At 48.3% G+C, this 23,630-nt stretch carries 23 protein-coding genes and 1 pseudogene; 2 read left to right on the plus strand and 22 right to left on the minus strand.

Annotation, left to right across the window (positions count from 1 at the left end):
- Nucleotides 1–48: 48 nt before the first annotated feature.
- The 3 genes from NZ772_00155 to NZ772_00165 all read right to left on the minus strand — a co-directional run bounded on the left by NZ772_00155 (nucleotide 49) and on the right by NZ772_00165 (nucleotide 1,853).
- Complete coding sequence (locus tag NZ772_00155; protein ID MCS6811983.1) at nucleotides 49–756, minus strand: tetratricopeptide repeat protein; 708 nt, start codon at nucleotides 754–756, stop codon at nucleotides 49–51.
- 221 nt (nucleotides 757–977) lie between these two features.
- Nucleotides 978–1,379, minus strand: a complete 402-nt coding sequence (locus NZ772_00160; protein MCS6811984.1) for an ester cyclase — start codon at nucleotides 1,377–1,379, stop codon at nucleotides 978–980.
- Between the two features lie 27 nt (nucleotides 1,380–1,406).
- Nucleotides 1,407–1,853 (minus strand): cupin domain-containing protein, encoded by a 447-nt coding sequence (locus NZ772_00165; GenBank protein MCS6811985.1) that lies wholly within the window; start codon nucleotides 1,851–1,853, stop codon nucleotides 1,407–1,409.
- 241 nt (nucleotides 1,854–2,094) lie between these two features.
- On the opposite strand from NZ772_00165, the gene NZ772_00170 reads away from it, so the two are divergent.
- Complete coding sequence (locus NZ772_00170) at nucleotides 2,095–2,385, plus strand: hypothetical protein (GenBank protein MCS6811986.1); 291 nt, start codon at nucleotides 2,095–2,097, stop codon at nucleotides 2,383–2,385.
- Between the two features lie 40 nt (nucleotides 2,386–2,425).
- On the opposite strand, the gene NZ772_00175 is transcribed toward NZ772_00170, so the two are convergent.
- From NZ772_00175 to NZ772_00265, 19 genes and pseudogenes are all read right to left on the minus strand, one after another.
- A complete protein-coding gene (locus NZ772_00175) occupies nucleotides 2,426–2,914 on the minus strand; it encodes an Hsp20/alpha crystallin family protein (GenBank protein MCS6811987.1) in 489 nt (162 codons plus the stop codon).
- Nucleotides 2,915–3,074: 160 nt separating this feature from the next.
- Nucleotides 3,075–4,733, minus strand: a complete 1,659-nt coding sequence (locus NZ772_00180; protein MCS6811988.1) for a mechanosensitive ion channel — start codon at nucleotides 4,731–4,733, stop codon at nucleotides 3,075–3,077.
- Nucleotides 4,734–4,901: 168 nt separating this feature from the next.
- On the minus strand, nucleotides 4,902–5,309 hold the full coding sequence (locus NZ772_00185) for a polymer-forming cytoskeletal protein (GenBank protein MCS6811989.1): 408 nt from the start codon (nucleotides 5,307–5,309) through the stop codon (nucleotides 4,902–4,904).
- A gap of 844 nt (nucleotides 5,310–6,153) precedes the next feature.
- Entirely contained in the window at nucleotides 6,154–7,122 is a 969-nt protein-coding gene (locus tag NZ772_00190; protein MCS6811990.1) for a DNA cytosine methyltransferase, read from the minus strand.
- A gap of 25 nt (nucleotides 7,123–7,147) precedes the next feature.
- Entirely contained in the window at nucleotides 7,148–8,242 is a 1,095-nt protein-coding gene (locus NZ772_00195; GenBank protein MCS6811991.1) for a HindVP family restriction endonuclease, read from the minus strand.
- Nucleotides 8,243–8,607: 365 nt separating this feature from the next.
- Nucleotides 8,608–8,789: pseudogene (locus NZ772_00200) on the minus strand (MOSC domain-containing protein).
- A 152-nt stretch (nucleotides 8,790–8,941) separates the two neighbouring features.
- Nucleotides 8,942–9,253 (minus strand): hypothetical protein, encoded by a 312-nt coding sequence (locus tag NZ772_00205; protein MCS6811992.1) that lies wholly within the window; start codon nucleotides 9,251–9,253, stop codon nucleotides 8,942–8,944.
- 115 nt (nucleotides 9,254–9,368) lie between these two features.
- Complete coding sequence (locus NZ772_00210) at nucleotides 9,369–10,208, minus strand: ARC6/PARC6 family protein (protein MCS6811993.1); 840 nt, start codon at nucleotides 10,206–10,208, stop codon at nucleotides 9,369–9,371.
- Between the two features lie 598 nt (nucleotides 10,209–10,806).
- Nucleotides 10,807–11,223 (minus strand): DNA-binding protein, encoded by a 417-nt coding sequence (locus tag NZ772_00215; GenBank protein ID MCS6811994.1) that lies wholly within the window; start codon nucleotides 11,221–11,223, stop codon nucleotides 10,807–10,809.
- Between the two features lie 59 nt (nucleotides 11,224–11,282).
- On the minus strand, nucleotides 11,283–11,930 hold the full coding sequence (locus NZ772_00220; GenBank protein MCS6811995.1) for a Uma2 family endonuclease: 648 nt from the start codon (nucleotides 11,928–11,930) through the stop codon (nucleotides 11,283–11,285).
- Between the two features lie 45 nt (nucleotides 11,931–11,975).
- Nucleotides 11,976–12,620: a CatB-related O-acetyltransferase gene (locus NZ772_00225; protein ID MCS6811996.1), complete on the minus strand. Its 645-nt coding sequence runs from the start codon at nucleotides 12,618–12,620 to the stop codon at nucleotides 11,976–11,978.
- A 64-nt stretch (nucleotides 12,621–12,684) separates the two neighbouring features.
- Nucleotides 12,685–13,587, minus strand: coding sequence for a Uma2 family endonuclease (locus tag NZ772_00230; protein ID MCS6811997.1), 903 nt, complete (start codon nucleotides 13,585–13,587; stop codon nucleotides 12,685–12,687).
- A 19-nt stretch (nucleotides 13,588–13,606) separates the two neighbouring features.
- A complete protein-coding gene (locus NZ772_00235) occupies nucleotides 13,607–13,948 on the minus strand; it encodes a hypothetical protein (protein ID MCS6811998.1) in 342 nt (113 codons plus the stop codon).
- Between the two features lie 37 nt (nucleotides 13,949–13,985).
- Entirely contained in the window at nucleotides 13,986–17,234 is a 3,249-nt protein-coding gene (locus NZ772_00240) for a DUF3987 domain-containing protein (protein ID MCS6811999.1), read from the minus strand.
- 130 nt (nucleotides 17,235–17,364) lie between these two features.
- A complete protein-coding gene (locus NZ772_00245) occupies nucleotides 17,365–17,598 on the minus strand; it encodes a CopG family transcriptional regulator (protein ID MCS6812000.1) in 234 nt (77 codons plus the stop codon).
- A 228-nt stretch (nucleotides 17,599–17,826) separates the two neighbouring features.
- On the minus strand, nucleotides 17,827–18,711 hold the full coding sequence (rfbD, locus tag NZ772_00250) for a dTDP-4-dehydrorhamnose reductase (protein ID MCS6812001.1): 885 nt from the start codon (nucleotides 18,709–18,711) through the stop codon (nucleotides 17,827–17,829).
- Entirely contained in the window at nucleotides 18,708–19,253 is a 546-nt protein-coding gene (gene rfbC, locus NZ772_00255) for a dTDP-4-dehydrorhamnose 3,5-epimerase (GenBank protein MCS6812002.1), read from the minus strand. Before rfbC ends, rfbD begins: the two co-directional genes overlap by 4 nt.
- A gap of 4 nt (nucleotides 19,254–19,257) precedes the next feature.
- A complete protein-coding gene (locus NZ772_00260; protein ID MCS6812003.1) occupies nucleotides 19,258–20,289 on the minus strand; it encodes a glycosyltransferase family 2 protein in 1,032 nt (343 codons plus the stop codon).
- Between the two features lie 4 nt (nucleotides 20,290–20,293).
- Nucleotides 20,294–23,302, minus strand: coding sequence for an HAD-IIIC family phosphatase (locus NZ772_00265; protein MCS6812004.1), 3,009 nt, complete (start codon nucleotides 23,300–23,302; stop codon nucleotides 20,294–20,296).
- Nucleotides 23,303–23,486: 184 nt separating this feature from the next.
- Between NZ772_00265 and NZ772_00270 the strand changes: the two genes are divergently transcribed.
- The coding region (locus tag NZ772_00270; protein MCS6812005.1) for an ATP-binding protein at nucleotides 23,487–23,630 on the plus strand (144 nt) is incomplete at its 3' end.

The following is a 23,630-nucleotide window of genomic DNA, read 5'->3' on the forward strand; positions in this document are numbered from 1 at the left end:
TGTCACTAGTGTATAGCCTACATAGCTATTACCGCCGGTTAACTGTTGTTACCGTTGGGATGTCTGTAGCCGTAACGTCTGGAGCAGTCGCAATGTTTCTTGATAGCGTGCCATTTCTCCTTGCTGCTGATACAGTTCACTAGCCCGCTGGAGGTCAGCTAGTGCCCGTTGACGATCGCCCAAGCGCCGATAGGTGTTACCTCGGTTGTAGTAGGCGTTGGCATAGTTTGCGTCAATGCGAATCGCTTGGGTGTAATCGGCGATCGCACCCTGAGCATCCCCACTATCGTCCTTAGCGTTACCGCGGTTCAGGTAAGCAGCCGCATAGTTGGGTTGCAGGCGAATCGCTTGGGTGTAGTCGGCGATCGCACCCTTCATATCAGCCAAATCATAGCGAACTGTTGCCCGGTTATAGTAGGCATTGGCCATCGCCTGACCCTCCCAGTTTTGGTTCACTTGAATGGCCGCAGAAAAGTCAGCCAGCGCTGCCTGCTTGTTCCCCAGCTTGTAGTAAGCAATACCCCGGTTGTAGTAGGCCGGAGAAAATTTAGGTTGCAGGCGAATCGCTTGGGTATAGTCGGCGATCGCCCCTTGCAAATCACCCCGCTCGGCCTTATCTACTCCCCGATTCATCAATTCAACAGCATTCACCTGAGTCACCTGTGCCAGCACAGGCATCACATTGCTAGCTGGTAGCTCACCCAATATCCAGACTGCCCCTGCCAACATCGCAGAGCAATATACCTGCTTCATCATCGGCAACACCACGATCGCACATTTACTATTCGTAACAATCTAAGGGACTATATCACGTTTGACCAATTTGGCAAAAACTCTCCCCGTCTCCTTGTTATGAATCGTCACTAATTGCTAGCAGTACAATCGTTGCACCTGTGTCTTCACCTGCGTTATTTGACTATATATGAGGTTTTTTCTGATACCTATCGCCATCAATAATCCATTGGATCCTACTCAACTCACTCAGTAATTTGCTGCCACAAACTAGCAACGTCTATTTCATCCCAACACTCCACAATTTTGTTGTCTCGGATTCTATAAATCACGATTCCAGAAAACTCTACATATCGGTTAGTAGGAGCAACACCATGAAACATTTTCCTGTGGGTTCCCCTTGTGGTGACGCGCAGCACAACTCTATCATTTTCAGCAATTAAGTCCTCTATGGCATAGTTGGCATCAGGAAATGCATCCACAAATGCTAATTCCAACCGTTGAAGTTCGTGAAAACCAATCAAACCACGTCTACTATGTCCAATAAAGTTGGAAGCAATATAGTCTTCAAAACTATCAGAAAATCCACGATTACCATTAGTAATCCAACGTTTAATGAGATCTTTATTGCTTTCTTGATCTGTCATGAGTTGTCTAGAAATTCTGTAGAGATACTAAACTTTTGCTGATTCAACTATTTGAATTCCATACTTCTCAAGAATTACAGGCAGCCTAGGTAAATCATCAGGCAAATTTTTAATATGTTCTGAGGTTTCTATAAAGAAGTCATCAATAGCACCTCCAATCGTCCATGCAAGAAACTTGATGGATTGACCAGACTTGTTCCTATATCCGTGTGGTATTCCTACAGGAACATGCACAAAGTCACCTGGTTCCACTGTAAACTCAGCATCATCTACATACATGATCATTGACCCTTCTAGCATGTAGTAGCTTTCTTCTTCTTGAGCATGGGTATGGGGAGGAACAAAGCCATTAGGTGGAACATCAACGGTGACCACAACCATGCGGTTAGGAGAGTGCTCAGATCTTAATTTGATGCACACCGTATCACTCAAAACTTGTACACGTTGACCTTCTTCACGCTTCAGCACTGTCATAATTTTCCGCTTTTCCCTAAGGCTAATGCTCCAACAACCCAGTGTTTAGAGCTAACGTCTAGAGATACGCACACCTAGGAATCCTGGATCTTTGGGTTCTAACGTAATTTGCTGAATAGCATTGTGACTGTACAAACAAATTTTGCTATCTGAGCACAAGGTCAGCATGTGACACCTTGGTGAATCGAAGGTGAAATGTAGAGGATAGTTCCTATCCAGGATAGGCAACCCCAAGCCCGCTATGCTGATTGCAGGAGACAATGCGATCGCCGCAGCAACGATCGTCAGCTTACGCCAAGGACTGGACTGGGAACCTGTAGATTGTTGGCAACCTAGCCATGAGTTTTCACTTGGAACCTATGACCTTGCTGTGGATTCACATGGCAAGAGTGCAAGGGTTGGGTTTGGAGTTTGTCTAGGCAAGACTACAACGGTAGCTTGCGATCATGAAGCTTGCAATCATAAAAAGTGGGTGCAAGGGGAGTCATGTATCCCTTACACCCATCTACTTCACTATCCTTGGTTCATCTAGAAATCACGACAATCCATCGTTGTTGACTTCTCACTGGATACTAGTTCGCTTCAGTTGGCACATCGCCCACGTTCACTTTCACCACGCGGTTGATGACCTCAGGTGCCTTGGGCAGAATTAGAGTCAACACACCATGCTCCAGACTAGCTTGGACGTTAGTGTTGTCTACGGGCATCGGTAGCGCTACCACCCGGCGGAACTTGCCATAGGTAAACTCAGAGCGATGATATCCCTTGGTTTCTTCTGCATCGCTGCGGTAGTCGCCACTAATCAACACAGACTCACGAGTGACTTGGATATCAAGGTCTTCTTGGCGAACACCAGGCAACAGGGCGCGTACCTTCAGGGCTTCAGGCAACTCCTTAATTTCTACAGCCGGAACCCAAGGGGCACGATTGCCGTTACTGTGGTTGCCATTAGGGGTTAGGTCTTCAAACAGTTGGTCAATCTGACGTTGTAGAGAGCCAAATTCCACGATCGGTTGCCAGCGCATTACTACCATAGCGTTTTCTCCTTGCGTTCCCATCATGCGGGTTAACTTACACTTCTCATAGTGCAACGCAACACTGATAGACAACAGTCAGGAGAACCCACCAGAGTAGGGGATAGTTACCGAATAGGTTTTAGGTTCTAGGTGATAGGTGCGAGGTGCGAGGCTTGTCCCCCAACACCTAACACCTAACACCTAACTACTGCCGCTTGAAAGCATCAATCCACTGGCGAATTTGCTCGGCGGCTATATCTCGTCCACCCAAACCAAAGGCAATGGCAACAGCGACGGCGATCGACCCTAGAATGAGGCCAAATGCCAAGTTAACAATGTTGGTAGCAATGCCAATCTGTTGTAACGACATAGCAATCACAAAAGCAATGATCACAATGCGGGCAGTTTGTGCCAAGACGCGGGCTTGTCCGCTACCAGAGCTAGCAATGAGCCGGAATACGAGGTTCGCCAAGTAGAGGCCTACGCCAAAAACCAGTACACCGACCAGAACCCGACCGAGAATAGCCATCAAACCTGCCATCAAGACAGATAGTTCCTTGAATTGCAGGATGTTGATTGCAAACAGAACAGCAAACAGCATAATGCCAACCAGGACGATCGTGCCCACAATTTCTGATGGCGTGCGCACTGGAACATCCCCCGTGGCAGGTTGACCCTCCGCTGGAGCATCTACTGGTTGCTGAGGAGCTACTGGTGTAGGTAGCCCCAACCACGTAAATACATTATTGAAACCAACAGCAGCCAAGATGCTGGCTACTAAGTCCCCTAGGTAACGCCCAACTACAAAGGCCACCACAAGGGTGAGAATAGCAGCAAACACCTGCGGCAAGGTATCAAAGGTCTGCTGAAGCATGGACTTTGCTGGCTCAGAAATACCCTGAATGTCCAGTTCTTCTAATGCTGCTACACCGACGACAATCAAAATCAGGGTGTAGACCACCGTACCGATAATCCAAGAGGGAGATTGCCTACCAGCCTCAGGACTGAGGCCAGCCCGCGCTCCTGCTTGGTCAATCCCGGTTGCTGACAGCAGGTTGCTGATAAATCCACGAGAAATGCGGGCAGCTACCCAACCAACCACAGCAATAATAACGGCGGTGACAATTCGCGGTACTGCTGCCAAAATTTGCCTGAGCAGGTTTTCTAGGGGTTGCAGTTGCTGTTGCAGGCCAAGGGTGCCCAGGGCGAAATAGAGGGCAAATACTAGAATGAACCAAAATAGGGCATTGCCTAAAGTTTCGTTTAACAAGAGGGGACTAGACTCAGCCGTTGCACCGAGCGCTTCATTTAGGCGATCGTCTAGGCGAAAAGTTTGCAAGCCACGGGTTAGTAGCAGCTTTACCCCCGTTGCCAACAGCCAGCCACCAGCCAACCACGCAACGGCTGCACCAAACTGAGGCAAATAGGCAAAAATCTTGTTGAGAAAACTATTTAGTGGTTGAGACACAACCTCTAGCTGGAGAGCGTTGAGGAACGCTACCAATACAAACAGCATGACAATCCAAAAGACGATCGTCGCGCCCCATTTTTCTGCTGAGGGTGCCGAGGCACTTTGCTGTCCCTGCTGTCCCTTAAACCAAGCGGCGATATTGTCATCAATTTTTGTCTGATGTAACAGTGACTTGGTAATTGCTGCAGCAACGATCGCAATAATCCAGCCAACGATCAGAATTGCGATCGCTGACAATAGATTAAGAGCAACCTTTACAGGCTCTGAATTGAGAAAGTCTTGTGATAAACCAAAAATACCAGATGCCGATGATGCGCCGTCAGCTTGAGCCAACAGCAAACCTTGAAGCATCATGGGCATTGTTAAGCCAAATGCTTGGATAGTCCCATCCATAGTTTTTTCAACCATTAAAGAGCAGCATTGTTTGTGAAATCACCAACAACACGCCTATAGCTTGCAAGTTCACCGCACCTGAGTCAAGTAGCCAGTGAACTAAGTCCAGCAAAAGTTAACAAATTTGTCATTTACCCAATCGGTGATAGACAGAAACCTAACAGTTAATTACTCATCTTTGCTAGGCGCTAACCCAGGCACAGCAGCAGCAGCAGGGAGAGTCACCTTTGCAGCATCTTTAGTCTCGATGTAACCAACATACATAGCTCCAGGGGCAATATCTAAAGCATTGGCAACCACGTCACCCTCTAGCCGTGCCGTGCCACTCAGGAGCAATTCACCCGTCAGTGTGACCCTAGCTTTGACTACACCATGCACAACCAAATTATGAGCACGGATTTCTGGGCCTTCCACTAACCCAGTAGCGGTAACTTCCATCGTTCCTAGAACTTCGACCGTGCCATGAATAATACCATCAACTCGCAGGTTACCCTCAACGTGGAGGTTTCCCTGAAACTCGCTCGCAGCGGCGATATAGGTTAAAGGGCTAGTTGGGGTTTGCTTTCGTCTCAGCATCACATCATGACAGGGAAAGAACAACCTGAAGATACCACTATCTGGTGTGGGGAAATACAGACAGTTTATGCAATGAACATTAAAAATCGCTGGCTATTTCAGAGGTAGCTGCTTCCCTGCGATGTCCGCGCAAATACATTTGATGGCACCACTACTCTCTCGTCACTCACTCGTCACTCAGATAACCAGCAAAGTGCTTGGCAATACCCTGAACATAAATTTGCCACATTTCTTTCCGCAGGGCTAGTCTATCTGGGGTAAGGGCAGTGTATTGTCCTCACCGATCGTTAGGGCACCGCTTCCAACCAAGCAATCCTGCTTCTCCCCATTTGGGAGAAGGGGCTGAGGGATGAAAGTCTGCAAAGGTGACATGCTCCCGAACCTAATGCTAGCAGGTACCTTTTCAGGTATATCCCTATTAGTAGCTTGAGGCAGCATAACGGCAGTGCAGCAGCGGCAGATAGCCTTGAACTCTCACCGATAGCCTCTGTACCGTCCGCACCAACGCAGTGTTAAGGCGCTGGCTAGCGCTAACCAACTGATTGCGAAATCTTAATACTTATCAATCGAGGAGTCGCTAGTTATAATTTCTTGAATAATCTCTCACTTTTCCAAGGTACTCTTTACCAAGTGGTCACGATAGAGGTTATTCCAGATTTTTCTCTGCCAATACTTGAAATCTTGAGAAGGAGCTGTGTTAAGACACTTGTATACGTGCCCAAAATAGCCATCAGCAAAAATAACAACTCTAATTTTTGAAAAACAAAGTTAAGTTTTTCCAGGCGATCCATCTAGTAATATCAAATACTTTAAATAGCAAAATAAGCTTCATTTCATTTACTTATCAAACATGCCTGCCATAACCATAAATACTCTCAAATAACTTCAACTGAATATCGGGAAAATGATAAACATTATTAGAGTCATCTCTAATATATTCAAGAATACATTTGGCTACGTACTCGGCAAGCTTTACGGGAACCGCATTGCCAATCATTTGCTCTAAGTCTGTCTTATTCCCCTCAAATTTGAAGGTTTTAGGAAATGTTTGGATATAGCTCCGCTCAATAGTAGTTAAAGGTCGTAAGTCTTCAGTAATATCACATGGGTCTCCCTTATGCTTCTTATATGTTTTTGGAATTGGTCGATTAACTCCGCGAACTGTTGGACTAGGTTCATAAATACTAAAAACAGCTCTCCTCTTATAGCTTCTAGGATGACGATAGAAATACTCAATTCCCAAACTGTGACCTAAGTAATCAAAGACCGTCATAGGTTTTTTTGACTGATTTTTTCTTAAGTAATAATTCAAAGCATCGTCTATTCCATGAAGTTGACCAATTAGAAAATATCGCTTTCTAACTTGAGGAACACCACACAAACTCGCATCAAGCATTACAGAAGTTAAGCCATATTCACTTTCTTTGAATATCTGTAGTGCTGATCTCAAAACTTGACTTTTGGCAATCCTCTCAACGTTCTCCATAACAAACCATTGAGGCTTAATGTAAGCAATGATATCCGCAAAACTCAAGGTCAAGTCTGCCCTGCCAAGACTTTCATCTCTTTTCCCTGCGCTCGAAAAATCCTGGCATGGAGGTCCCCCAATGATTATTTCTGGTTTTAATTGAGCGATAGTTTCACACGCATCGCTTTTTGAAAGATCCATATTAAAAATAGGATGCCGAAAGTTATTCTTGTACACTTCAATCGCCGGCAGCCAAGAATCAAACGCTGCGACTATGTCAAATCCAGCATTTTGGAAACCAAGTGACAAACCTCCACAACCACAAAATAGATCAACTGTCCTCATTGCTAAGACATGAATTTAGATTTCTCTAATTAAATAAATCAGGAGAATTATAAATTATAGCGTCAAATCTCCTTTCAGGACTTAACAAGTTTTGACCTCCGCCTAAAATAATTTCTTTAATTTCATCCTTTTGAATCCTTGGCATTCTTAAAACTTCTGATCTCATATAAAGATTTGTAAATCTCCCATTAACTGAAAAAGCTTTATCATTTTTCGTATTATATGCAATATCAATAATTCTTCCCTGATCAAATTGAGACTGCAGGCTAAAATCATAAATCATCTTAAAGAGCCAAACAATGGCACGAATATGTCTACCAATAGTTATCGTTTGAGTTAAATTTCTATCTAATCTGCTCGAATCTAAAATTAGTTTTATAAAAGCAAGATTGCTCCAAATAAATACATCTAAACAGTTATCCGCAAGCTTAGGAGATTTTCCCATAGTTTTCCATATAGGCTGCATTATAGAAGGCTTTTGTGCTTCTATCATTGCCAATATGATTGCTCTGATGGAGGCAAACATATTAGAGAGATGGGGTATTACTTCTAGAGGTTCTGTCCAATCATTTATTTCCTCAAAATTTCCTGTAATCAAACTTTGAAGCAAATTAATATTCTGTTCAAAATATTCAGCAATACTACAAGCTAGATAGACAATAGTATCAGGTCTTACAACTATTTCACATCCATAAAGATTCTCGTCTAAAAAGTCACATGTTGAGTTATCTGGTAACGCTGTTAACTTTATTTCAACCGCTTGTAAGCAAGCCCCGGTGTCTCTTCGCTGAGTCACCAGATCTGCTCTTGGAAGAGCACCAATCAAGTATTTTTGATATGGTGTAAATTGAGTTTCAAAAGCGTAAAAAATATTCTCTGAGTTTGGGTCAATTCTGTAAAAGGATTTTGTACTGATACTTGAATGTTCAATTTCTAAATTTGAGTTGAGAATGATATATATGCTGTCGAGATTTTTACTGTATAAGTAAGAACAAAGAGAAGCTGGAAACGATGTGTTAAAACAATTTTTGCCCCAGGCTTCCTTTTGAGTAAAGTCTCGATTGCAATACCTTAACGCAAATAATCCAGGTTGCTGTTTTGGGCTATTTCTTGAAATCACAAGCTACAACTACAAAAACAATTCAGTTGGTCAGTTTACTCTAAATCAATCATTTAGAGTAAATGGCTCTTCTGGGTTCGTGATCGAACTGTATATTAGGATGCATTTGATGGTACTGAAAGTGCTGAAGCCTTGTTAGGCAAAGTATAAATCTGGCTTATTACCGGATACTCAGAAGATCTGGTTAGATCAGGACGATTGTACCATAAATTGTCTTACAATATCCTAGCTCTCTCGATGATTCTCAACCCGTCCATTACAGCCAAATTACTGAAACGTAGGACTAGGACATAATGCTTTGTCTTCTTCCTACCAGCTAAATGAAGTGACCTAACTACGTGTCAAGCACCAAGTTGACCGCAGAGGTAATGTTCCATGGGATAGGCATAAACCGTTTTCTCGGCACCACCATGCACTGTCAAATCTGCCTGTTGATCACCGTCTAGATTGAGCGATCGCATCATCATTCGTCCCTTAAAGTACCTGTTGCGACTACCTTTCCCTTCCCTTCACGCAGCAAGCCAACACAAACTGAAATCAACCTCATAGCAGCTCCAATTACACGGCTCAGTAAAGGATGAATTTAGATGATGCCAGTGCGCTAGTGGATGGACGCAGTTCTCTTAATGTACGGGGAGGAACTTCCACAATCAATCTCTATAGCCCAATGGGGCGTATTTTTCCTAAGGAGAGATCGGACTAAGTTTGTCGCTTTTTCTTCTTATCAGGAAGAAATACTATTGCAAGTAGGGCAGGAGGAAAGAGAGCAAACAACCCATACAAAGGAGAATATCCTTTTGCCTGAGCTAGTGTAGTGCAAGCCCACGAAAATAGAGCATAAAGGATTATGTAGTAAGTTGCTTTGCCTACAAAGAGTGCATCAGAGATAGAGAGAATATTAGAATCAAGCAAAACTCTCAAAATAATTGCAATTACAAGCTCTCCAAGGAATAGAAAAATCCATACAATGATGCCCAGTAGCTTGGCTCGACGCTCGTATTTTTGAATCATATTAGATCCTGAAACTATGGTTATATTCATCAAAGCAGATATGCCTAGAATGCCTAATAGATAGAAAAGATGCTGAGCTAAATTTTTAACTTTCTCTCTCCATGCTCCATTTTTATCAAGTGGATGGCTGCACTACTGAAATGCCTGATATTTTGAGTTGACCGTTAGTGCGGCGCAGGTAGTAGCGCACAGTAGTGGTTTTCCAGCCGCTAGCACGGGTGTTGAGTTGTCCGTTTTCAAAATAGGTGATGTATTCACCAACGCGAACCTCAATGATGGCTGCTCCAGATTGGTCGGCGCTGAACATGCGAGTTTCTTCAATACCTTGTGCCCCATATTCGTACCAAGCGTTGTTTCGTCGCAAGAATGCAACAGGGCCGTTGTCGCTTAGCAATTCTTGACGCAGGTTGCCTGTGGTTAGCTCTTCGATGCGTTGTCGGCTGTAGGGTGGCGCAAAAATTTCTCGCTTTGCCTGCAACCATCGATTCACCAAGTTTCTGGCTTGCTCACGGGTTATTGCGCCGCCATTACGAGCACTAGTTTGTAAGGATGTGGTGGAGAATCCTCCATTGGGTCGGCGACGCTCGCAGATATAGCGCAGTGTAGCGTCTCCATTGGTGTCAGGTATGACAGTGGTTAAATTTGTGGGGACGGTGAGATAGCTTTGGTCAAAGCTGTCAACTACTTCACCATAGTGATCGTGGTAAACCGCTCGCAGTGCTCCTATTTGTTGAGTTGTACAGTTTACGTACATCAACATAGTTGAACTTCGATGTCGGCGGTAGCCATAGGATTGATCTTCAAAAAATACAATTCTTTGCCAAAACGTTCTGCTATCGCCTGTGCCTCTGATGCTGTCTACATCAACTTCACCAGTTGCCCTAGAGTTACTCCAAATCGTAACCCATTGCCTTGCCAAGGCAGGAGTTGCCTGTAATGTGAGCATGCCAGACATGAGAGTAGCTAAACTAACAAGTAGAGTGCGCCATGTAACCATAGAACAAATGATGCGTTAGAGGTAAGCAATTAGAGCAAACCTGGCAAAGCTAGCTTGCAATCTAGAATCTTTAGAAATTCTTAAGATATTTTATGTTTATACTCACATAACTCGTGTCTGACTACACCTGTAGTTTCACTGAGAAAATTTGCTGCGATCGTCCCTAATATTTGATGCGTGGTGGAGCTGGAGATGATCGTCAAGCATTTCATCATCCAGACTTAAACTAGATGATGTCTTCCTGTGTTTACCTCAAGACGACATGACGCTGCGAAATCCTTGTAGGACATCATGCATTGGCTTGTACAACATTAAGCCCTTGTTACAAGACTAGTATCATGTCAGTGAATTGGGCATTTTTGGCTCCTACATTTGGTAAGAGTAGACAGAAACGAGTGATGTTGATGTCCCAGTAGAGTTTTCTGCAACACCGAGCCTACTACGGCAAGTAGAAGACTATTTGCGAGACATGTTGGATGCTGTTGCGGCAATTGAACAGTTTACGGTGGATATTGATTGGCAAGATTTCTCACAACGGCAAGGTAAGTAGTTACGGTTAAGTATTGTGATGGATTGCTAGCTCGATGAAGCCAGTTTGAGGGTCGAACTGGCGATCGAACACGATTCCCTGACACTCTCCATAGACAATCTCGGCAGTAGTGTAAATTAGGCAGCCGTCACAGACATGACCGCCGATTGTGCGTCCTGTGTGGTCGGCGATCGCCATGTGCAGGTGAATGCCGTGCTGAGAGAATAACCCGCTCAGGGCGAGGATTTCAAATCTGCCAGGGAGGATGGTGGGGGTTGGCTGGTCAGCATAGCGAATGGCGGCTTGGGTGAGGCTACCGATCGCCGAGAGGATAAACCCAGCGTGGATGGATTGGTTAACGGCGATTGTCAGGAGGCTCTGACGCAGGTCATCACCAGGATTCAGGCGCAAGGCATGGGGGGCAAGCGATGTTGAACGATGCATGTTAACAATGATAACGATAGTGACTTAGTGATAGCAGCGCATGGAAAATCCATAGATGCCTATTGGCTAAGACACTGCCTGACAAAAGCTCGGAATGTTTTCTCAGCTTCGATTTCATCCTGTTGAGCTTGGTTCAAAAAATCATAGAGGTATACCTTTTCTACCCAAGGGAAGGTAGGACTACGATCGCACACCTGATACATCCCATCTTGGAGAGCATAGATTTGCCAGTCTTGTCCATCGTAGCGCCACAACTCAGGAACTCCTATGGCAGCATAGAGGCGATTTTTGTCAATATTAGTGTGGGTGATGTCCACTTCCACAACTAGGTCTGGAGGGGGGTCTTGTGTTAAGTCTATTGAGCGCCCTGCTACTTGAGGCTGGTGTCGGATGTAGTAAGCATTGTCTGGTTCTGCACCACGGTCTAAGTCTGGTCGGTTTAGCGTTGTGGAACGTAGGGACTTCAGTTTTAACCCCATTTCTCCCACTAATATGCGGATAAACAACCCAATTAGCTCGCTAGCATACTCATGGTGTTCTAAGGGCATAACAATTTCTAAGGTTCCCCGATCGTAGGTCAGACGGGCAGCGCGACTTTCGGGTAGAACTTGGAGAATCTGCTGATAGGCTTGCCACGTTAACCCATACAATGTCACACGCTGTTCACCGAAGTGTTCCTGAGGCACGGGTGGTGCAATGGCAATCATAGGGGGCGCATTTCCCGATGAATCAGACCTAGTTTCATTATGATGCTAGTTGCTGCTGAGTTGATGGGTGATCTGCTGGAGAGCATTGATATCTGCACTGCAAATAGTGGTGAGGTTTTCGGTGATGGTGGTAATATCCCAATCCCACCAGCAGATGCTGAGGAGGGCGTTGATGGTGCTGTCGTCAAAGCGCTTGCGGATGGGTGTGGCTGGGTTGCCGCCGACGATCGTATAGGGTTCCACATTGCGGGTGACAACAGACTTGCTGGCGACGATCGCCCCGTCACCGATCTGGATTCCTGGCATGATGGTGGCATTGTAGCCAATCCAAACATCGTTGCCGATGACGGTATCTCCTTTGTGGGGCCAGCTTTCTGGCATTGCCTTCTCCCATCCGTTGCCAAACACAGGGAACGGATAGGTAGTGAACCAATCAGTGCGGTGGTTGCCGCCGTTCATGATGAAGGTAGTTTTTGCTGCGATCGAGCAAAACTTACCGATGATCAGCCGATCGCCCTCGAAGTCGAAATGGTAGAGAACGTTGCGCTCAAAGCCTTCGGGGTCTTCGGGGTCGTCATAGTAGGTGTAGTCACCGACGATGATCATGGGGTGGGTCACCACATTTTTCAGGTAAACCAAGCGCGTTTGTCCCCCTAGGGGGTATTTCGTATCAGGGGAAGGTCCAAACACAGGTGATCGTTTAATTGAGCTACTGGTAGAACCGTAGCATAGCACTCTTATTTCCAGACTGCACCTAGTATTGGTCGGGGTCAATGCCTTGCGCTCGGAGGAGGTCGGCTAGGCGCTGCGATCGTAGTCGTTCTTGCTCTGCCTGGTATTCGGCTTGTTCTGCTCGCAGCCGTTCCTGTTCTGCTTGGTGTTCGGCTTGTTCTGCCCGCAGTCGCTCCTGTTCTGCCTGGTGCTCGGCTTGCTCTGCTCGGAGCCGCTCTTGGACAGTTAAGGTTTCTAGCTCGTCCGATCGCAGCAGACGCTCACCGGTCTGTCCATCTTGAATGACTAACCGACCATCTTGCAAACTAATCCACAGGTCTAGGGTTTGGCAGTAGATACGTCCGTCGTCATCCGGGCTGATGGGTTGATAGGTTCCTAATGGTGTCAGACGGTAGCCTAGTACCTCGTCGATCATCTGTTCTCGATAGGGACGACGGTCAACGATCACATATTCCTGAACTCTAGCAGTGGCGTAGTGTAGGACTTTGATTTCGCGATCGGCTTTGCGATAGCGGGGCGAAACCACCTCTAGCACAAAGGCAGGACGTACTCCTTCGTTTGACACAATAAACTTGGTGCGGTTTTGCTCCTTGTTGCGGATGCCAAAAGCAACGCAAACATCGGGGGAGTGAACCTTCAGATCGGGGATATCCCACTCGATGAGTAGATCGTGAAATACACCAACATCGGAGCGATCGGCATAGCGACGGGCAGTGATATCTTTTGCGTCTAGGCTAGCTTGGTCATGGAAAGTGCTGTTGGGCAAACGGTAGTCCTCCTGGGGATGCAAAAATTCCTCCTCTGTCAGGGGCACCATTACCTCCGTCGTGGTGCCGTCAGCCAGCACAATCGTCTCATAGCGCCAGCCGCACTCTGCCAATTCAGTAGACAAGTCAGTGGGAATAGTTGTCGTCACTATAGTCATGAAGCGTCTCCTGCAATGGCTATTTGTTAAATACCGACGATACAACAATGGTCACTGTCGCGGCGGCAATCAGGCTAAAGGCTAGCTGTACGACCCACTGGGTAGCTTTCTGGTAGGTCTCAAATTTGTCGTTAAACATACTGACTTCTTGCTTGTAGCCTAGGACTTCTTGCTTGTAGTTCAGGACTTCCTGTTTGTATTCAGCTACTTCATGCCGATAGCTTTCTACATCCTGCCGGAGCTGCTGGACTTCGGCCAAGACCGATCGCATCTGTTGGACTTCGGCCAAAACCAACTGCATCATCTGCCGGAGATCGTCTAGTAACTCAGTAGATGGCTGTGATGATTCAGCGGATGACATGAGAGCTAGTTCAAGATGACTAGTTTCATCATACTGCCTAATCAGGGCGTTGGAGGTCAGCGGGGGGCAGCCAAGTTGTGATTCGCCCCTCTGCTGTCAGACAAGCGATGCCATCACTGGTGATGCTATGGACAATGAGAGTGCCGGGATACTGACGCTGCAAGTTGGGATGGTTACCGATGTAAGCAACTCGATCGCCAACCGCAAGGGGACAAGGGACGATCGACGCAGCATCTACAGCCTTTAACGTTGGATCAATTTCATCAACACTTGTCTGAATATCCCCCCGCGACGGGCTATGGGAAGTTGATCTCTCCAGCAACGATTGATCAATACCATTTCCAGCATCATCTCGGTCATTAGTTTCATCGCCCTGGACAGATCCAGAGCCAGGAGGACTGCCACTCAAGGTGGATGATTCTTTCACATCGTCTGGGAAAAGGGGTACAGGGACTTGGCTGATCACCTCTCTTGCTGGGGGGGATAGAGGATATGCTTCTGCGTCTAGCTGGGGTCTAGTATCGGCGGCAGCAGTTGATGGCTGATCGGGCAATTGTGGATCAGGATCAATGCCAATATCTGGCTCTGGGAAAGGGTCGATCGTCCCTGAATTGATCAATTGTTGATGGTCAGCATCCCTCTGATTCTCGATGAGAGAAAAGGAGTTGAGGGGGGTAGACAGGCTGGCAGTTTCCTGTAGAGTAGGCACACTCTGACCAGAGGGTATATACACCGACTCAGCACCCACGCCCTCGATCGTCCCGTGACCCGCAGCAACCAGGGTTTGCATCAACTGGCGAATTTGCTCCACGGGCATCCGCCGCAGGGCATAAACACCGCTCTTAGCTTGGGAAGCTGTGACCCTGCCCAGTTTTTCGGCATAGCGTTGCAGTTTCAGGCTAGGGCCTTCTAAACCAGCGTCGGGAGAGTTGTGGGTGTAAATCAGGCGGTATTGCCAGAGGTAGTAGGCAGCTAGTTCGATCGCCTTTTCCATGGTGTCGCCGGTGATCACTTGGGTGGGACGATCGCCGCGCAGGGTCGCATTCACCAAATGTAGCCATAGTGCCAGCCGACTGGTGTAAGACTCTATTTTGGGATAGACTGCCCGCAGTCCCACTGCTGATTCCGTAATCTGAGCATCGACTAATTGATGTTGCCAGGTTTCTAGCAGTTGTTTTGCCTCGTAACTGAGCAGGTAGTCTTGGGGAGGAAGCTGCTCCAGGTCGCGGTAGAGGCGCATCAAGGCTTCAGAGATGCCTGTATCTTGGTCATCTTGCAACAAACGGAGATAGCGCCGGGGGAGTTTGGGGGCACAGAGCAACCAACGGGCAAAGCTACCATTGAAATCAGTGTGGTCGCCCATGAGCTGGCTCAGGGTTTCCCATTGGTAGGCTCCGGTGCGAGAGACCGCAGACTGGGCAAGGCAAACGGATTTTTCGGCACGATCGTACAAAATCGCTGCCCCATTCCACTGGTCTAGTTCGGCCTCTTCATCGGCACCCACACCACCTCTGTACATATTGCGAGATTTAACATTGCCCACCAATTCATCGCGATAGTAGAGGATGCCGCGTGGGTTTTCGCTGTGAATACGTTGCAGGGTTTCCAGGGTGACATCCTTAGTAACATAGCGCTTGCGAGTAGGGGGCTGGCGATAGTCTCCATCCTGGGACTTGTTGGCAGCCTGTTGCTCTGCTTTGTAGTCGGCAAGGTCTAGTTGGTAGCGATCGTGTGCCTCCTTTTCCAAGGCAATTAGAGGATCGATAATCACCCGCTGCACTGGCGTTTTCAAGGAGCCAGAATCTGCTACCACCGCTGTCCAAAACACCATTGGTTGAGTATATTTGGCACTAGGCTTGACTACGACCCGTGCTCCGGTACCAATGCGCGAAGCAGCAGCAGGCAACAACGTCGTGAATAGCATTTCTGGAGCCGTTGGCATGGCCCTAGCTGTATCAATCAATTGTTGAGCAAAGGCTGGCTCTAGGTAACGGTGTAGATTGAGTTGCGTGTGGCGGATGTTCAGCAGGTTGTGCAGTTTTTGAATGGCATCGGCTAGGTTGGTTTGCAGGTCAACTTCAATCATCAAGGCCTGTGCTAGGTGAGAAATATCACGGTAGTAATAGCCTGCCGTTTGTGCCAACTCCATCAGGGCAAACTCTCTCTGTCCTGGGGAATCGTGCTGCCGCAGAATCGTGAGGATCTGATCCCGGAGAGAGGGAGAAGCTGACGGAGGATGGAGAACAGGGGATGGAGGGACAGCAAGGGCGGCAGCAGTGAGGAAATCTTGCCAGGTGTAGCCGACATCAAGGGCATTGGAAACATCCCAGCCAGCGATCGGGCAATCCTCTGGCATGGGCACTTGGGCAATGCGTCCCCGATCGCCCAGCACCAGCGCTAGTTTTTCTGCCCCAGCCTCTCCTGGAACTACACCATCTTTACGAGGTTCGTCATTACGATCAAAGAAAATCGTCACTGTACCCGGTAAGGGATCCAACTGGTCAAGGGGTGGTATGGTGCCGCAGCCTGCGGTAGAACAAGCAACAGCAATCGATGCCCCCTGCTGTTGTGCTTCCCAACCAAGACGCATCCCATCCCATTCCCCTTCACAGAACCAAGTCTCTGTAGCATTCTCTGGGTGATAGGTCAGCCACACCGTTGCCGGAACCCCGTACTGGCTCCAGCGGCTCAGACCATCGGGACGATCGTCCCCCGTTAGCCATGGTGCAATGCGTAACTTGCGGTAAAACTGTCCCGGCTGGTTGGGTACAGGAATGTGCAGGGCGATCGCCCACACATAGCGTAACTGCGGGTGATCCTTGAGGGGATAGCGCTCCAACCCAAGCTGGAAATGGCGGATCATGTCACGGGTAAAGCCGCGACCCTCTAGCCAGCAAAGAGCCTGCTGTTGATCTGGTTGACTCGCACTGAGCAGACGATCAACTGACTGCTGCACCTGCCGTCGGCTAAAGACCTGTGGCGAACGCAGCCCGACCTTTGTGACCTTCGTGTCTTTGTGGTGTTCTTGTTTGCAGTGTTCTTGAACAGAGAACCCAGCACTCGCAGCAAACGGTAGCGGTGCATTCAACGCCGCCCGGATCTGCTCTGGCGTGCAGCCGCGATAGCACCAATACTTGCCGTTGTCATTGACCTGAAGGTTTTTCTGCTTGAGCTTGCCGTCCTGTTCGCAGCTAGGACAACTCGCCCGCCCATTGTGAACTTCGATGTAATTACGAATGTCAAATTTACACCCGTTGCGGGTGTGCGCTACAATCTTACTAAGCATGATAAATATCCAGCTCATGGCTGGGCGAATGACGACCCACTAGCTCGCAACTAGTGGGTTTTGTTTTGGGTTTTGTGTTTGCAAATAACTGGAAAATGAGACCGGAATGCCGCCCTCACCCAGGTGCTAACTAGCCCTCTGCACCTTCGACGCGACGGGTGCTGTCCAGATCTTGAACTCGCACTAGTTTGTAAGTACCTCGTGCTAGTTGCTCCAAAAGTTCGCACTTTGTCCGCACATTTTCTTGAGCTGCTAGCTTGTCTAGGGCTAACAGAGCTGTAGGTGTGAGAGACAGGGTGGTGCGCGTTTTTGGCTCACCCCATGCCAGGGGACGACCCAACCGTTCGCGTTTTCTGGTTTGCATTGGACGTAACAGCAGTTGAAAAATAGTGATCCTGATCTTAATGCATAACTAATGCATAAGAAAGTATTTGGTATGCATTAATGCATAACATTTTGTTACGCAGCACTGGTTTAAACACCGATCGCCCTGTTACAGATCGATCACTTTTGGGAAAAGCTTTCAGGGCTTGCGATAGATAACTACTAATGACTCAAGTAATAATGACTTAATAATGACTCAAGTAATGATTTAAGCTGCAAGCATTTGACGGAGCATTACTCGTAAGGCCGATCGCCAGTGGGGCGGAATCGTTCCTAGTGCTGCTGACACTTTCTTGCCGGACAGTACCGAATAAGCTGGGCGCTTGGCTGGGGTGGGATATTCGGCAGTGGTAATAGGAACGACCCGCTGCATGGCTAGGGACATGTCTAAGGCAGCCGCCTCTTCAAAGATGGCCACAGCGAAGTCATACCAGCTAATGGCTCCACTGTTGGTATAGTGATAGGTGCCAGGACTGATCGTCTCCTGCAAGAGACCTAGAAGTAACTGGGCGATCGCGGTGGCCAAGTCCCCTGTCCATGTAGGTGTGCCTACCTGGTCAACCACCACCCGCAGTTCTTCCCGCTCTTTGCCCAGCCGCAGCATCGTTTTCACAAAGTTGCCTTTGCCGCCTACACCATAAACCCACGCCGTGCGCAGAATCAGATGGCGATCGCAGGCTTGGCGCACCCCATCTTCTCCCAGCAGTTTGGACTTGCCATAGGCACCAACGGGATTGGGGGTATCATCTTCCAAGTATGGGGTGTTCTTCTGGCCATCGAATACGTAGTCAGTAGAAATGTGGATGAGAGGAATGTGCAACTCCTGTGCCACCTCTGCCATGACTGTGGGTGTAGTGCCATTGATCGTGTTAGCAAGGTCTGCCTCCGACTCTGCCTTGTCTACTGCTGTGTAGGCAGCGGCATTCACGATCGCCCTCGGTCGCCAGTCCCGAATCTTTGTCCGCACCTGCTCCGGTTGTGACAAGTCCAGTTCATCTCGACTGACTGGCATCACCTCACCCACTGTGGCTAACACTGGTTGGAGGTCGTGGCCTAATTGTCCTGCTGCGCCTGTTAACAAAATTTGGGTCATGGGTATACCTCCGCTGTGGCAAAGGGTGTACCAGCTTGGTCTTTTTTAGAAAGGATTGGCTCACCCTCTAGCTTCCAGTCAATTCCCAAGTCTGGATCATTCCAAAGAATGCTGCGCTCATAGGCAGGTGCATAGTAGTCTGTTGTTTTGTATAACACTTCTGCTGAATCGGATACTACTACAAATCCGTGGGCAAAGCCGGGGGGCACCCAAACCTGACGCTTGTTGTCGGCGCTGAGGCTGACTCCTGTCCATTGACCAAAGGTGGGGGACGATCGCCGAATATCCACCGCTACGTCGTAGATTTCGCCAGCAATCACCCGCACCAACTTGCCTTGTGCTTGCTGAATTTGGTAGTGCAACCCGCGTAGCACATTCTTGACAGACTTGGAATGGTTATCTTGCACGAACCGCACACTAAGGCCAGTTTTTTCACAGAAGACTTGCTCGTTATAGCTTTCAAAAAAGAAGCCCCGATCGTCGCCAAATACCCGTGGCTCAAGAATCAAGACATCAGGGATTTCAGAGGGAACAATATTCATGAACTTATATATTAGACAACGATGCTGAGGACGGTGGAGTTACCCGTCCAGAAATAGTGCGCTTAAAGAATACACTGTTGGTGAAGAAATCTATCAGCACGTAGGGTGGATCGTTATTAGGCTTGCACTGAATCAATTGCCGTAACCGCCATAGGGATCGACCGAGCAGCCAGATTATGTCGGCAAGGGCAGCATAGAGCCAGCCGTAGTTTTTTACAAAGAATCGGCGGCGCGACACGAACAAGTAGGGTGGTAGCCGTTTTGGACGTTGATCGCGGACGGTGACACCAGTGCTTTGCCCAGCAATGTGCATAACGCGGCTTTCAGGCACATACCAGCAGGGCCAGCCAGCCCGTTTGGCCTGCAAGCAAAAGTCGGTTTCTTCGTAGTAGAGGAAGTAGTCCTCGTCCATGAGGCCGATCGCGTCGAAGACTTCCTTGCGAATCATCAAGCTAGCACCGGGGAGCCAATCGATCGGTTGGGCCACAGGTGTTAAGGTTTGAGGAACAACATGTTTTTTCAGCAACTTGGTGACAAAGCCTAGGCGTAGGCCATCGTCCAGTTCGCTCCAAAGGGAGGGAAATTTGAAGCCGATCGGCCACAGGCTACCGTCGGCATTTTCAAAGCTGCTACCAGCAATGCCGACGTGGGGGTGATGCTCCATGAAGTCCAACAGGGCATGGAGTGCACCAGGACGCACCTGAGTATCAGGATTCAGCAGCAGCACGTAACTGGGAGGATAGGCTGACTGCAAGGCCGGACGAATGGCAAAGTTGTTGCCGTAGGCATAGCCGCCGTTGTAGGGAGCAGGCAAGAGATACGCCCAATCATGCCAGTGGTTTTCAGCGATCGCAGCGCTGATTTGGGCTACCGAGTCATCTCCAGAGGGATTGTCAACCACGGCAACACGTACACTGGGCAGTGCTTTTACTTCTGGGTATAGCGATCGCAAACAATCGACAACTAAATCTGGCCGACGATAGTTAACAATGACAACCAGAAGCTGTAGCGGGCTGGTCCAAACACTAGCAGTCATAGGGTTAAAGAATGGCTGATAAATGATTAGATGCAGACGAGGCAGGCATTTGAGTGGTGATGTAGTTTCGCAGAATTTCTGCCATCACAGCGACATTTGGCTCTTGGAGCATACTGGCATGACCGCCAGGTACATCGTACACTTTCACGCCCTTGATTGTTCGTCGCTCCCAGCCTAGTAATGGGTCGCTGTAAATATGGCTAAACGGCTCATCAGTGCCTGTGCCTTCCGTTGCTCGCAACAATACTAGCTCACCGTCAAAGGGTTCAAGGGGACGATAGTCTAGCTCGGCGTAGTTGTAGGCTGTACGTACAGAAATGGGTGCTAGCCAAGCTGGTATCGGACGGTTGCGATCAAGGCAATAACGAAACAAGCGCATCTTCAGGTTTTGCTGTAGTCTCTTGAAGCGGCTAGTCACCTCGTATTGCACCAAGTTAGTTACCTTTTGCCAGACTTTGGTGAGGATAAATAGCCAGCGCTGCCAGTGGGGTAGCTTGCTGCCTTGACTCAGTGCTTCAGAAAAACGGCTCATGCGTTGTCCAGCAATGTGGCCAACCCGTTTAGGTGCTGCTACATCGGCAGAATCCATCAGGGCTACCAAACCAATCTGCTGACCTTGTGCTCGCAGTTGCCGTGCCACTTCATAGGCCAACACGCCACCCGCGCACATGCCTCCCAGAAAGTAGGGGCCAACGGGTTGCACGCCGCGAATTTGGTCAGCGTAGTAGCTTGCCATGTCTGTAATGCGAGTATGGAGCATGGGAAATTGGTCGTTGCCAAGGGGCTGCACACCATAGACAGGTAAAGATGGATCCATGCGCTTTGCTAGGTTGCGATAGAGCAGGGTTTCGCCGTCACCATCGTGGATTAGAAACAGAGCGTAGTTGGCATCTCCGGGCTTCAGCAAGACAACGGATCCCTTAACGGTTTGCTGATCAGTTTTGTTGATCAAGTCAGCGAGTTGGGCGATCGTGGGTGCTGCCAAAATCGTTGTTAGAGGCAGTTTTTTGCCAAATTCTTGCTCTATCCAAACAAATAGCTCCACCGCTAGTAGAGAGGTGCCGCCTAGGTCAAAGTAGTTATCTTCGATACCAACGGCATCAAGGCGCAACAGCTTACACCACTGTGCCGCTAGCAGGTGTTCTGTAGCGGTCTGTGGGGGCACAAACGCTTGCTTTAGAGAGCGAGCTGATTTTGCTCGTCTTTCCAATTGGGCAAGGATTTGCTCTGGCTGATATAGCTCAAGGGCAATGCGTGTCTGTTGGGCAGATTTGTCGATCGCGGTAGCCTGACTACCATTCACGCTAGAACTCTTTGCCTTGGGCTTCTCGTCTGCAAGGGCCAGCACTTCAGCATTAGGTGTATGGGTAACTGTAGCAGCATAGTCTGCTGGAAAGCGATAACAGGCACCGTCTCCGTCGGGTTGTTTGTAGGCTGCCCCCACACTGTCAAGGAAGTTGAGGACAGGCAGGTTTTTCTTAGTAGGACGGTAGGGTATTAGTACGTAGTTCAATCCCTTGCTCTGGGCAACAGTCCCCAAATGGTTGAGCATAGCATGTTCTACCCCTCGTCCCAGTACTCGGCAACTGAGTAAGAAGGAATCAACTTGCAGAGCATTATCAGCCGTGCCGAAGATCATCACTCCCACAAGCCCATAATCGCCAAAACGATCACTGACCTGCACCATACGGCACTCTAGCCCAGCTTGGGCAAGCTGCTGAATCTCTGTCTCTGAGCGTCGGATCGTGGTGATATTAAACTGGTTAGTGCGCTGAGTAAGCTGAGAAACACGAGGAATTTGCTCCTCTGTGGGAACGTCGATTGTAATCGTGAGGTTAAGACCAGCCAGGAAGTCACTGATTGTGGGAGCCTCTTTTTGGAAGCGCGATCGCTCTATATTTTGCTTGTAGAGTGCTGTGCGCTGCTTGTCTTCCTCTGTCACCTTCAGGTGATCAAACGCCCATATATGGTTCAGGAACTGGGGAATATCTCCTGCGATCGGTAATTGCAACGTCAACACCTCTGGACAAGCTGATCGCACCTCTGCACATTCCACTGGGTTATCATCGATAAAAATGAAGCTATCTAGTCCTAAATTTAACTCCTGAGCCAGGGACTTTAAGTTTTCAGATTTGGGCATCCAGTTTACTCGCCATGCCACCAAGTGTTCCCGCTTTAGGATCATGTCTTGACGCTGATCAAACACTTCCATGACATCAGCTTCAATGTTCTTGCTACAGAGACAGATCACCATTCCTGCCTGTTGCTGCTTCACCATAAAAGCCTGCAATTCTTGCCAAGGAGGGGGAATCTCAATACCCATAACCCCATCTTCACCTACAACTCCCTTCCAAAGGGTGTTATCGCAGTCTAGGACAATCACCTTATAGGGTGGATGTTTGAGGGCATAGATCTTGCGAGCCAAGATAGTGCCCAAAGTGGCAAAGAAGAGTGGCGTGAAGGGGATATGCCCCAGCTTGTCTCGTGATGGGTCGTAGTAGTTAGCTACGGGGTACAGAGCAAAATCTGCTGTTTGCACCAGGTACAGACCAGGAATGCTGCTGGTCTCAGCTATAAATTGCTCAGTAATCCGCTGGAAGAAAGCAGCTCGGCTGGGATCTGCCTGCACGGCTGGTGAAGACGGGCATAGCCCAACTATGTAGGGTGTTGATGATCGTCCTGTTGCTGCTCTGAGAGCTACGATTAGGTCATCTAGATTACGCTCTACTTGGGCGATCGAGTCATCGTGTTCTGCTAGTTCCCGTTGCCAGTCTTCCCAGCGTACTAGGATAATATTCACACCTTGGCGATTTTGGGCTAACAGACTAGACGGGTTCAGCAACTCTTGAAAGATTTGATTGTAGGGAGCAAATTCCACTCCAGCAGACAAGTTGAGAGTTTGTAGCCAGAAGCTGAGTGAGTCTTCTAAAGGTTCTGCTGTAAACGTAGCCGCAATTGCGATCGTTTGGTCTTGGGCGCGGGGTTCCTTGACTACAGCCGCTTCAGTAAGCATAATAACCTCATTGACACTGACACTATATTAAGCTGGGTGCTCTAAAAAATTATGTAAAGTGCTGGTAAAAAGCACAGTTGCCCCTTCATCATTTTTCCCTACCCCCAGTTAACCGCTACTCATATTGGTGCCGACTGACCAGTGCCAACAAGCTAAACTTAAAATTAACCATTCCCCTATACCCATGCCCCGCTGGTTCAACACCGCTGGCCCCTGCCGTGCCGACATTCACTACATGCTGCCCCCTACTGGCCGGTTGCCGCAACTGGAGCGCCTGATTGCGCAAGAAACCTATTTCGTCATCCACGCCCCCCGGCAGACCGGCAAA

Source organism: Cyanobacteriota bacterium (assembly GCA_025054735.1).
GTDB lineage: Bacteria > Cyanobacteriota > Cyanobacteriia > SKYG9 > SKYG9 > SKYG9.

What these genes read in the sequence shown, in the direction of transcription:
- NZ772_00155 (MCS6811983.1), bottom strand. Translation starts at nt 756, where the DNA reads ATGATGAAGCAGGTATATTGCTCTGCGATGTTGGCAGGGGCAGTCTGG.
- NZ772_00160 (MCS6811984.1), bottom strand. Translation starts at nt 1,379, where the DNA reads ATGACAGATCAAGAAAGCAATAAAGATCTCATTAAACGTTGGATTACT.
- NZ772_00165 (MCS6811985.1), bottom strand. Translation starts at nt 1,853, where the DNA reads ATGACAGTGCTGAAGCGTGAAGAAGGTCAACGTGTACAAGTTTTGAGT.
- NZ772_00170 (MCS6811986.1), top strand. Translation starts at nt 2,095, where the DNA reads ATGCTGATTGCAGGAGACAATGCGATCGCCGCAGCAACGATCGTCAGC.
- NZ772_00175 (MCS6811987.1), bottom strand. Translation starts at nt 2,914, where the DNA reads ATGATGGGAACGCAAGGAGAAAACGCTATGGTAGTAATGCGCTGGCAA.
- NZ772_00180 (MCS6811988.1), bottom strand. Translation starts at nt 4,733, where the DNA reads ATGGATGGGACTATCCAAGCATTTGGCTTAACAATGCCCATGATGCTT.
- NZ772_00185 (MCS6811989.1), bottom strand. Translation starts at nt 5,309, where the DNA reads ATGCTGAGACGAAAGCAAACCCCAACTAGCCCTTTAACCTATATCGCC.
- NZ772_00190 (MCS6811990.1), bottom strand. Translation starts at nt 7,122, where the DNA reads ATGAGGACAGTTGATCTATTTTGTGGTTGTGGAGGTTTGTCACTTGGT.
- NZ772_00205 (MCS6811992.1), bottom strand. Translation starts at nt 9,253, where the DNA reads ATGATTCAAAAATACGAGCGTCGAGCCAAGCTACTGGGCATCATTGTA.
- NZ772_00210 (MCS6811993.1), bottom strand. Translation starts at nt 10,208, where the DNA reads ATGTCTGGCATGCTCACATTACAGGCAACTCCTGCCTTGGCAAGGCAA.
- NZ772_00215 (MCS6811994.1), bottom strand. Translation starts at nt 11,223, where the DNA reads ATGCATCGTTCAACATCGCTTGCCCCCCATGCCTTGCGCCTGAATCCT.
- NZ772_00220 (MCS6811995.1), bottom strand. Translation starts at nt 11,930, where the DNA reads ATGATTGCCATTGCACCACCCGTGCCTCAGGAACACTTCGGTGAACAG.
- NZ772_00230 (MCS6811997.1), bottom strand. Translation starts at nt 13,587, where the DNA reads ATGACTATAGTGACGACAACTATTCCCACTGACTTGTCTACTGAATTG.
- NZ772_00235 (MCS6811998.1), bottom strand. Translation starts at nt 13,948, where the DNA reads ATGTCATCCGCTGAATCATCACAGCCATCTACTGAGTTACTAGACGAT.
- NZ772_00240 (MCS6811999.1), bottom strand. Translation starts at nt 17,234, where the DNA reads ATGCTTAGTAAGATTGTAGCGCACACCCGCAACGGGTGTAAATTTGAC.
- NZ772_00245 (MCS6812000.1), bottom strand. Translation starts at nt 17,598, where the DNA reads ATGCAAACCAGAAAACGCGAACGGTTGGGTCGTCCCCTGGCATGGGGT.
- rfbD (MCS6812001.1), bottom strand. Translation starts at nt 18,711, where the DNA reads ATGACCCAAATTTTGTTAACAGGCGCAGCAGGACAATTAGGCCACGAC.
- rfbC (MCS6812002.1), bottom strand. Translation starts at nt 19,253, where the DNA reads ATGAATATTGTTCCCTCTGAAATCCCTGATGTCTTGATTCTTGAGCCA.
- NZ772_00260 (MCS6812003.1), bottom strand. Translation starts at nt 20,289, where the DNA reads ATGACTGCTAGTGTTTGGACCAGCCCGCTACAGCTTCTGGTTGTCATT.
- NZ772_00265 (MCS6812004.1), bottom strand. Translation starts at nt 23,302, where the DNA reads ATGCTTACTGAAGCGGCTGTAGTCAAGGAACCCCGCGCCCAAGACCAA.